This is a genomic window from Streptomyces sp. NPDC127197 (assembly GCF_042672405.1).
Classification (GTDB): Bacteria; Actinomycetota; Actinomycetes; order Streptomycetales; family Streptomycetaceae; genus Streptomyces; species Streptomyces flavusporus.
Genome location: NZ_JBHXVG010000089.1, coordinates 1 through 9,449 on the forward strand (window position 1 = coordinate 1; position 9,449 = coordinate 9,449).

Consider the following 9,449-nt stretch of genomic DNA (forward strand, 5'->3'; position numbering starts at 1 on the left):
GACGGATCGACGGCCGCAGGATCCGATGGACACGCATCGGCAGCGAGCTGATGTGATCGAGAGCCGGCCGGCCGGCCGTGCTCTCCGGTTGTTTGTCGGGCATGGCCCCTCCCTTCTTCCTGAATGCGGTGGCACCGCCACAACCATGGCGCGGACCAGTCCTTGGGACATCGGTCATCTGACCAGATGTGTAAAGCCCAACATGTCGGTCCGTTTCCCAATGCGACCCACTGGATCTGTCACATGACGCCGCAGGAGACAGCCGCGATGTCACGATGAACAGGTCTGCGCGTCCTTGTCAGGGACAGGCCCGAGCCGCCGTGGCGATCGGCGACGAGCTCGGCCACGATCGACAGGGCCGTCTCCTCAGGGGTGCGCGCCAAGGTCAAGGCCTATCGGTGAACGCAGTCGTGCCAGTTCCTGATCTGTCACACCTGCTTCGCGCAGGCGCCGCGTGCGATCCTCGTGGGTGCGCCGGGAACCCATGGCCCCGATATAGGCAACCGGCAGCTTAAGCGCCCATTTCAGGAACGGTATCAGTGGCTTACCGCGTTTCCGCAGGCCGAACGGGGTGGATTGGCAGGCACCACCGGTTGCGCCGGGCCGGCATGAAGTCGGATGGGGTGTTCTCCCAGGCCGTCCTTAACGGTTCTCTGCCCGCATCATCCAGGCGTGCTTTTCCAGGTCGTCGATGATCGCGTGCAGGAGGTCGGCGGTCGGCGGATCTCCCGCGTCCACCTCGTCACGTGCCTGCCTGAGCGTCGCCGCTGTAGCACGGAGGCGGGTGTCGAGCAGGGAGGCCACGGTTGCCGTGTCCTGCTCTCCGCCGGGAAAGGCGGGAAGCGTCGTGGCCGCGGCGACCATGTCGGAACGTCCGTCCACGGCGGCGCCGAGTGCGCGTATGCGCTCGGCGACCGTATCGGCCGCCTCCCTGGCCGTGTCGACGATGTCGTCGAGTTGCAGATGCAGGTCACGGAAGTTGCGACCTACGACATTCCAGTGTGCCTGCTTGCCCTGCAGTTGCAGCTCGATCAGATCGACGAGCACCTGCTGAAGGGCGCCGGCCAAGGCCGGTGACGCGGTGATCAACGGAACCTCGTCCTCGCTCCGCCTTTTCGTCACGGTCGAGCCTATGGTTGTCACACTCTCTCCGTTCAACAGCCCAGGAGGCGCACCCGGCGCGGCGTCGACAGCGGCGGGATGCACCATCCGGGCATCCAGTGTGGGAAGTGCCCCCTGCCAGGGCATCAGGTGGGACGGCATGAGGGCCTTCCGGTCACCGCCGCGGATGTGGAAATCCGCACCGGGCCAGAAGGCCCTCAGCCGTTTCAAGGTGCCTCGGAGGAGATCCGCGTCAGGGCGATCTCCGCGGACGGAACACCTAGATGGTGATGTCCCAGGCCTCGGTCTGGCTCTTCTTCAGCATGTCCTCGACGAAGCCCGGCACCACGTTGCGGAACTTGCCCGTGTCGCTGGGCACGATCCGCACCATCGCGTCGATCATCTCCTGGGGGTCGAGGCGACCTTCATCGGTGCCGAGCAGCGAGTCGAACCCGGCCTGCACGTCGGCACGCTTGTTGAAGTTCTTGTCGTCGTCGAGCCACCTGAAGGCCGTCTCGGCCATGGTCTCGTTGAAACCGGTCAGGTAGGCGCCGGGGTTGACGGTCTGCACCTTGATGTTGTGCGGGCGCAGCTCGTCCCGGAGCGCCTCCGCGAGGGCCTCGAGCGCGTGCTTGGTCGACACATAGGGGCCGAAGCCGGTCGGGGTGAACAGACCGCCCATGGAGGAGGTGAAAACCACCTTGCCCGGCCGACCCTGGTCGATCCACTTGCGGGCGAACTTCTGAGCGAGCTCGAGCGGTGCGAACACGTTCGTCTCGAAGTTCTTCCGCAGCAGCCCGACGGGGATCTCGCTGACCGGACCGGCCTCACCGATACCGGCGTTGCTGAAGAGCACGTCGATGTCCCACTTCAGCGCGGCCGCGACATCGTACGGGTCCAGGACGTCCAGCTTCTCGACCCGCAGGTTGTCCAGACCGAGCTCGCGGGCCTTCAGCCGGAGCGCCGCGACCTGGGGGTAGATCTGGGCCGTGGCGATGACGTCGTGACCCTCCTTCGCCAGACCGATGGCCGCACCCTCACCGAAACCCGATCCGGCACCCGTGATCAGAATCCGCTTACCGCTCATGATGACGCACATTCCTTTACTTGGTTTTTTGTATGTGGTGATTTTTCAGAAAACCGATCGGCAGGACCGGTTCATCGCACGCCCCAGCCGGGCGGAAGCTCAGGCCGGGACGAAAACTCAAGCCGACGCGGCAGCGAGCGCGGCAGCCGCCGCCTGGGCGATCTCGGCATCCTGGGCGACCGACCCCCCGGACACACCCACGGCCCCGACGACCACGCCCTCAGCGTTGCGAATCGGCTTGCCGCCGGCGAAGACCACCAGTCCGCCGTTGCTGTTCTCCAGGCCGAACGACGTACCGCCCGGCTTGCAATATTCGAAGAGCGCTTCGGAGTCCAGCTGGAACAGCGCCGACGTGCGCGCCTTCCCCATCGCGATGTCGGCCGAACCCAGCAGGGCACCGTCCATACGAACGAAGGTCTTGAGGTTCGCACCGGTATCGAACACCGCGATGTTCACAGGCAGCGCCATTTCCGCTGCCCTTCGCACACCGGCCGAGAGAACCCGCTGGGCCTCTCCGGTCGAAATGTCAGGCACTGCGACCAGCTCCTTACATGGTGTCTTCATTGCCGACCACTTTCGCTATTCAGGCGCTTGCCGTGAATTTCTGCTAACCGGTCGGCGTTCCCTTTCGACATCCATGTTTGACCATGCCGGGCGTGGGTGTAATCCGTCATCCGACCATGCCGGAACGGGCTGTCAGCGGCTCCCCTAGGTATGGTGCCCATGGCGGGGCAGGCAGACTTGACTCCCGCATAGGTATCGATTGGCACAAGCGGCACGCGGTTACCGGAAGGGATGAGGTGACCGCTTCAGGGTCATGTCGGGCGATCCGACGCCCGTTGACAAACGCACCCGGCTGCCGACTCGGCCGGGAGCAGGGCTGGGACGATGGCTCAGACGCCCCGTGCTGCCGGATCGCCGGTCCGCCGTTTGAGGCCGCGGCGCGCAGTTCGTGGACGGGCGGGGTCCCCCCTGGCTCGCACCCGGTCGGCACGCCGATCCCACGCAGAAACGATCAGTTAATCCGGATGCCGCCAACTGCCAGGAGACCTTTGCCCTCAGCCACGGCGAGCAGGGTCAGGCGCGCTGCGGCGTTTCTGCCGCCTCTTTCGATCGCAGGATTCGCCACCGGGTGCCCCGGCGGACGGCTGTCCGCTCGTACCGATGGGGGAAAGCGAACCGCTCGTGAGACGAACCGAACGGACCGGGATCTCTCTCGTTCCCAGACGGCTGTGGATTTCAGAGAGTACCCAGGGCCGTGTGACATCGGCCGAGCTCTTCTTCGACTTGGTGTTCGTCTTCTTCGTCACCCAGGTCACCCACGCGGTGGGAACCCATCCCGGGTGGGTGGGCCTCCTCAAGGCGCTGCTCCCGATGGTCATCGTGTGGTGGATGTTCAGCGGGTTCGGATGGCTCACCAACGCGGTGAGACCTGACGCGGTGCAGGTGCGCCTGCTGCTGACGCTTGCCATGACCGGCTTCTTCATCATGGGGCTGGATGTGCCTTACGCCTTCACGCCCGAGGGTTGGGCCTTCCCCTTGGCGTATCTGGCCGTCGTTGCCATCCACGGGCTGGTCTGCCTGACGACCGATGTCCCGTCGGCGCGGCAGGCCATCCTGCGCAACATGCCGTTCAACGCCGCGGCCGGGGTCCTCATACTCGTCGCCCCGCACCTTCCGGAAGCATGGGGCTGGGTGTGCTGGGCCACCGCTGTGCCCGTCCTCTGCCTCTCGCCCTCGCTGGATCGCATTCGCGGCTTCGTCCTCGAGCCGCATCACTTCGTGGAGCGGCATGCGCTGCTCCTGCTGGTCGTACTGGGCGAGTCGGTGGTCGCCATCGGAATCGGCGCCCAAGGGTCGGCCACCCACCCGGTGAATGCCCCCTTGGCGCTGGGCGTGGCGTTGGGGATCGCCGTGGCCCCGGGCCTGTGGTGGGTGTACTTCGACGGGGACGAAGAGCGAGCCGACGAGGAGTTCGAGAAGGCCACCGAGCACCGTCGCCAGACACTCGCCTACTACGCGTTCACCGGCGCGCACCTGGTGACGATCACCGGCATCATCCTGGTCGCGGCCGGGATCAGCGACGCCATCCACCACTTCGACGGGCACGCAAACCGGTGGTGGCTGGGCTCCGGCACAGCGGAGATGAAGGCCGCCTCGACCCCACCGAGATGATCGACGCGGTGGTGCGGATCGTGCCCAGCGACACGGGCAAGTTCCGCAACGTGGTGCCGGAGTTCGTCGAGAAGATGCTGAAGCAGTCCCAGACCGAGGCATGGGACATCACCATCTAGGCGTACGCGCCACCGTGTCACCACCCCGGTGACACCTACCCTCCGCAGGCGCCCGGCCTGACCTCTCCCAGCCGGGCGCCTGCCTGGCGACGGCCCGACCTGCGCGCCCGCCGGATCGCTGCACCACAGCGGGCGACGCCGGTCAGTACGACAGCCGTGCGCGGCAGCAGGCCCGCACTTCCCAGTCATGTGACTGATGCACTGGGGGCTGCGCCGGTGTTTCCATCGCAGGTGATCTTCGCCTCCGCCGGTACCCAGGTGCGCCTCCACGGCTGCGCGGCGCAGGCGTACCGGGCGTTGAGCTTCCGAGTCCGACGCCACCACCGTAAAGGAGTGTGTGATGTCCGACCCATCTTCCAACCCTGCGGAACCGGTGCTCGAACCGGAAGCCCGCGCGTTCGCGGAAGCCACCGCAGAGCCGCCGTACCTCACAGATCTCGGGCCGGTGGAAGGCCGCAAAGCCATGCAGAGAATGCAGACGGCAGGGACGGCGGAAGCGGGACGGGCGGCAGAGGCGACACCTGCCGTGCAAGGCACGCACGGTGGGCAGGAAGGGCGGTCTTGGCAGGCGGGCATGCCCGAAGTGGACGAGAGGTGGATCGCGGTCTCGGGCGGACCGAACGGCAGTGTCGCGGTGCGCATCGTCCGTCCCAAGGGGGCCATCGGGGCATTGCCCGCCATCCTGTACCTCCACGGCCCGGGCTGGGTTTTCGGCAGCGCGTTGACCCATGACCGGCTGGTCCGTGACCTGGTGGTGGGCGCACAGGCCGTCGCGGTCTTCCCCGAGTACACGCTCTCCCCGGAGGTCCGTTACCCCGTCGCCCTGGAGGAGTGTTACGCGGTGGCCCGGTGGGTCGCGCGCCGAGGAGCCGACCACGGCATCGACCCGACGCGGCTGGCCGTCGCGGGGGACTCCGCGGGCGGCAATCTGAGTGCGGCCCTGACGCTGCTGGCAAAGGAGCGCGGGGACGTCAGTTTCGTCCAGCAGGTACTGTTCTACCCGGTCACTGATGCGAACTTCGACACCGGCTCGTACCGCCGTTTCGCTGACGGCTACTTCCTACGGCGGGAAGCGATGCGCTGGTTCTGGGACCAGTACGCGCCCGATGAGTCGCAGCGCACGCAGATCACTGCAAGCCCGCTGCGGGCGACCGAGGAGCAGCTCGCCGGACTGCCGCCGACGCTCGTGATCACCGCGGAGGCGGATGTCGTACGGGACGAGGGCGAGGCGTACGCGGCCAAGCTGCGTGCGGCAGGAGTGGCGGTAACCGCGACGCGGTACGAGGGCGTCATCCACGATTTCGTCGTGCTCACGCCGCTGTCGTCGACGTCTGCGGCACGCGGGGCGATCACCCAAGCCGTTCTCGTCCTGCGGCAGGCACTGGGCACGAGCGGCTAACCCACCGTCGCAGCGCCCCACCGGCGTATGGCCGCCCAACCCTCCCTCTAGACAACCGAGTTGTCCGAGTGACCCCGGTTGGACACTATGTCCAACATAATGTCGTGCATACTGTCTGGGGTCCGCCTGGGTTTTGCGGCCGTGCACAGAGTTACCTCTCCGAAACAAAGGATGACTCTGACGCATCCATGACCAGGGCAAGCGTTGAAGTGTAGAGGAAAGTATTTGTGATCGGTGGTGGCTCAGCCAGGCACAGTGCGACGGGAACGCTGATCGGTCGGGACGGTGACCTGCGTCGGATCCGTGATCTGCTGCGTATCGGGGCGGGCGGCGGGGCGCTGCTGCTGGCCGGCGATGCCGGGGTGGGGAAGACGGCGGTGCTGGACGAGCTGGCGGGGGCCGCGGAGGCGGAAGGCATCCGGGTCCTGCGCGCCGCCGGCGTGGAGTTCGAGGCAGACTGCAGCTACTCGGGCCTCAATCAGATCCTTTTCCCGTTCCTGGACGCCCTGGACGACCTCGACCTGCCTTTCCGTGACGCCCTCCGCGTGGCGCTCGGCTTCGACAGCGGTCGGCCGCCGGAGCGGCTCCTCGTCTCCAACGCTGTACTGCGACTCCTCCAGACGGTCGCCGCCGGGGATCCGCTTCTGATCATCATCGATGACCTGCCCTGGGTCGACCGGGCGAGCACCGCCGTGCTGGGCTTCGTCGCCCGGCGGGTGGCCGGCGTCGGGGTGAGCATGCTCGTCGCAGCGCGCCCCGGCGCTCATAGCCTCTCCGAGGGCGGCGCACTGCCCACGTACGAGCTGCCACCGCTCGACGCGGAGTCGGCGGCTCAGTTGATCGGTAGCAAGTTCCCCGTCCTCGCGCGCAATGTGCGCCAACACCTTCTGGCTGTGGCGGGCGGCAATCCCCTGGCGCTGCTGGAACTACCGACAGCACTGCAGCCGGCGCTGGCTGACCCGCCCGCCGTGCTCCCACTCAGCCGGCGCCTGGAGACGCTGTTCGGCTCCCGCGTGACTGGGCTGCCCATGCCGTCCCAGAGTCTGCTGCTGCTCGCGGCGCTGGAAGGGAGCGGCGACCTGGGTGTGCTGCAGGCGGCCTCGCGGCAGGCGAACGACGGATACAGCCTGGACGATCTCGCGCCCGCCGAGCGTGACCAACTGGTGCACATCGAGGACAGGACGCGGCGCCTGAGGTTTCGCCACCCGCTGATCCGCTCCGCCGTGGTGAGCAACTCGACCAGCAGCGAACGACGCGCAGCACACGGGGCGCTCGCCCAGGTCCTCGTCGACCAGCCCGAGCGCCGCGCCTGGCACCTGGGTGAGGCGACCCTGGAACCCGATGAGGAGGTTGCCGCCCTGCTGGAGCACGCAGCGTGCCTCACCCTGCGTCGTGGTGATGCAAACGGCGGGATGCGGACGCTTGTCCGGGCTGCAGTCCTCACCCCCCAGGGACCAAACCGCAGCCGCCGCCTCGCGGAGGCGGCCTACCTTGGCGCTGAGTCCACCGGCGCACTTCACAGCGCCCGCAAGCTCCTGGACGACGCCAGGTCCGCTTCCCCGGAGCTCGACGAAGGCTCGCTGCACTTCGCCACAGCAGCGGCGCTGCTCGACCTCAACAGCGACGGTGATGTCGACACTGCTCACCGACTGCTGGTCGCCGTCGTCGAGTCCACGGCCGAGACCCACAGGTATGACGCCCGCGACAAGGCGCTCGTCGACGCGCTTCACATGCTGGCGGTGCTCTGCTTCTTCGGTGCCCGGCATGAGCTGTGGCAGCCCTACTACCGGGTGTTGGAACGGCTGCAGCCGGAGCCCCCGGTCTTCCTGTCCGCACTGGGTAGGACGTTCTCCGACCCAGCGCGCACCGGCGCGGCGGCGTCCGGGGAACTCGACCTGCTCGTCGCGAGCCTTCCCGGGGAGAGCGACCCCGTCCAGATCAACCGCGTCGGCACGGCGGCCCTCTACCTCGACCGGCTCGGCGAAGTCCGCGAAGCGGCGTGGCGGGTGGTGCGCACGGGACGCGACGGCGGTGCGGCAAGGCGATACATGTCCGCTCTGATCCACCTGTGCTTGGACGACTACCTCACCGGCATGTGGGACGAGGCACTCGACCTCGCCGACGAGGGACTTCAGATCTGCCAAGATCACGGATATAGCGCCTTCGCCTGGTACTTCCATTACGTCAAGTCCATCGTGCTGGGCGCTCGCGGGCATGCGGACGAGAGCCTTGCGACGGCCCACCGCGTAATCAACTGGGCCGTCCCCCGCGGAGCGCACTGCGCCGCGCACTATGCGCACCATGCGGCTGCGGTGGCAGCCCTGGGACTCGGCGACTTCTCGCTGGCCTACGAGCACGCGAATGCCGTCAGCCCCGCCGGGAACCTCGCGTCGCACACCCCGCATGCCCTATGGGTGGCGATGGACCTGGTGGAGGCCGCCATCCGGATCAACAGGCCCGAGGATGCGGCCGAGCACGTACGTGCCATGCGGGAGGCACACACGGCCGCCGTGTCCCCCCGACACGCCATGCTGATGGACGCGTCGGCCGCCCTGTGCACCACCGACGACGAGGAGGCGCTACGGCTGTTCGCGCAGGCGTTGGCGACTCCCGCAGCCGAGCGATGGCGCTTCGACTTCGCACGCGTCCAACTCGCCCACGGGGAGCGATTGCGGCGGGTCAGGGCGACGGCCGAGTCCCGGAAGCCGCTGCGCGCCGCGCTGGCAACATTCGAGCACCTGGGAGCGCGGCCGTGGGCCGAACGTGCAGAGAAGGAGCTGCGAGCCGCGGGCTGGAGCAGGCGGGGTTCAGGTGAATCGAAGGCACACACGCTCACGCCCCAGGAGCTGGAGATCGCCCGGCTCGCGGCCTCCGGTCTGACCAACAAGCAGATCGCCGAGCGCTTGTTCCTCTCTCATCGGACCGTGGGCGCGCATCTGTACCAGGCCTATCCGAAGCTGGGCATCACGTCGCGCGCCATGCTGCGCGACGCACTCGACTCCGAGGCCACGAGCCGGCGCACCGGCGCTGCCGACGACAGTCCCGACGGCTGAAGCCTCCGCCCGCTGAACCCGCGTCGGGGCCAAATGAAGATCGAAGTGATCCAACGGGCTGCCGACGTGCTGTTCGACGTTCCGGACGACGCGTACTACAGCTCCGCCGTCTCTCCGTCGATCTGCGCCACAACCCGGACATCGAGCGGGCCCACTGAAGATGCCGCGCAGGCCATGACCCACAGCGGCTTCCGGCACCTCATGGTCCTTGACCGCCCGGAGCCGGTGAGCTGATGCGCAACGGTGCCTGTGTGGAAAGGATCCGCACAGGCACCGGCTCGAACCGCAAACCATCAATTGAGTAGCCCCGAGGGCGAGGAACCAGGCCCGTGAAAGCGGCGCCGGTTCAGGCGCAAAAGAGTGCGTCAGCCGCGCAGGGCCTGGACGGCGGCCTCCAGACGTTTGCCGAAGTCTCCGTCAGCCTGGCGGAAGTTGTTGATCGCCCGCTCGGCGATGTCGTCGCGCGACACCCCGGCGATGCTGCCCGCCAGGTTGTTGATCAGGCGCTCCTTCTC

9 protein-coding genes and 1 pseudogene are annotated in these 9,449 nt (G+C 67.5%); 5 read left to right on the forward strand and 5 right to left on the reverse strand.

What is annotated here, in order from left to right; all coding sequences use genetic code 11:
• Nucleotides 1-239: 239 nt before the first annotated feature.
• From ACFVJQ_RS44880 to ACFVJQ_RS44895, 4 genes and pseudogenes are all read right to left on the reverse strand, one after another.
• Nucleotides 240-537, reverse strand: a pseudogene (locus ACFVJQ_RS44880) (XdhC family protein); the annotation flags it as partial.
• A 105-nt stretch (nucleotides 538-642) separates the two neighbouring features.
• Complete coding sequence (locus tag ACFVJQ_RS44885; RefSeq protein ID WP_385791692.1) at nucleotides 643-1,263, reverse strand: Dps family protein; 621 nt, start codon at nucleotides 1,261-1,263, stop codon at nucleotides 643-645.
• Between the two features lie 118 nt (nucleotides 1,264-1,381).
• Nucleotides 1,382-2,188, reverse strand: a complete 807-nt coding sequence (locus ACFVJQ_RS44890) for an SDR family oxidoreductase (protein WP_365473284.1) — start codon at nucleotides 2,186-2,188, stop codon at nucleotides 1,382-1,384.
• A 117-nt stretch (nucleotides 2,189-2,305) separates the two neighbouring features.
• Nucleotides 2,306-2,722, reverse strand: coding sequence for a heme-binding protein (locus ACFVJQ_RS44895; RefSeq protein ID WP_365710407.1), 417 nt, complete (start codon nucleotides 2,720-2,722; stop codon nucleotides 2,306-2,308).
• A 726-nt stretch (nucleotides 2,723-3,448) separates the two neighbouring features.
• On the opposite strand from ACFVJQ_RS44895, the gene ACFVJQ_RS44900 reads away from it, so the two are divergent.
• The 5 genes from ACFVJQ_RS44900 (at nucleotide 3,449) to ACFVJQ_RS44920 (ending at nucleotide 9,168) form a co-directional block, all read left to right on the forward strand.
• Entirely contained in the window at nucleotides 3,449-4,363 is a 915-nt protein-coding gene (locus ACFVJQ_RS44900; RefSeq protein ID WP_385791694.1) for a low temperature requirement protein A, read from the forward strand.
• Nucleotides 4,360-4,482, forward strand: coding sequence for a hypothetical protein (locus tag ACFVJQ_RS44905; RefSeq protein ID WP_385516253.1), 123 nt, complete (start codon nucleotides 4,360-4,362; stop codon nucleotides 4,480-4,482). The genes ACFVJQ_RS44900 and ACFVJQ_RS44905 overlap by 4 nt, the downstream gene beginning before the upstream one ends.
• A 340-nt stretch (nucleotides 4,483-4,822) precedes the next feature.
• On the forward strand, nucleotides 4,823-5,881 hold the full coding sequence (locus tag ACFVJQ_RS44910) for an alpha/beta hydrolase (protein WP_385516252.1): 1,059 nt from the start codon (nucleotides 4,823-4,825) through the stop codon (nucleotides 5,879-5,881).
• 227 nt (nucleotides 5,882-6,108) lie between these two features.
• Nucleotides 6,109-8,934 (forward strand): AAA family ATPase, encoded by a 2,826-nt coding sequence (locus ACFVJQ_RS44915; RefSeq protein WP_385791697.1) that lies wholly within the window; start codon nucleotides 6,109-6,111, stop codon nucleotides 8,932-8,934.
• 45 nt (nucleotides 8,935-8,979) lie between these two features.
• Nucleotides 8,980-9,168 (forward strand): hypothetical protein, encoded by a 189-nt coding sequence (locus ACFVJQ_RS44920; RefSeq protein ID WP_385791698.1) that lies wholly within the window; start codon nucleotides 8,980-8,982, stop codon nucleotides 9,166-9,168.
• A gap of 131 nt (nucleotides 9,169-9,299) precedes the next feature.
• Here the strand turns inward: ACFVJQ_RS44920 and ACFVJQ_RS44925 are convergent.
• A partial coding sequence (locus tag ACFVJQ_RS44925) for a catalase-related domain-containing protein (protein ID WP_385791700.1) occupies nucleotides 9,300-9,449 on the reverse strand: 150 nt, incomplete at its 5' end.

Bases quoted from the DNA above. Each gene is read 5' to 3' on its own strand.
- ACFVJQ_RS44890 (WP_365473284.1), bottom strand. From the start codon at position 2,188: ATGAGCGGTAAGCGGATTCTGATCACGGGTGCCGGATCGGGTTTCGGT.
- ACFVJQ_RS44885 (WP_385791692.1), bottom strand. From the start codon at position 1,263: ATGCCGTCCCACCTGATGCCCTGGCAGGGGGCACTTCCCACACTGGAT.
- ACFVJQ_RS44905 (WP_385516253.1), top strand. From the start codon at position 4,360: ATGATCGACGCGGTGGTGCGGATCGTGCCCAGCGACACGGGCAAGTTC.
- ACFVJQ_RS44910 (WP_385516252.1), top strand. From the start codon at position 4,823: ATGTCCGACCCATCTTCCAACCCTGCGGAACCGGTGCTCGAACCGGAA.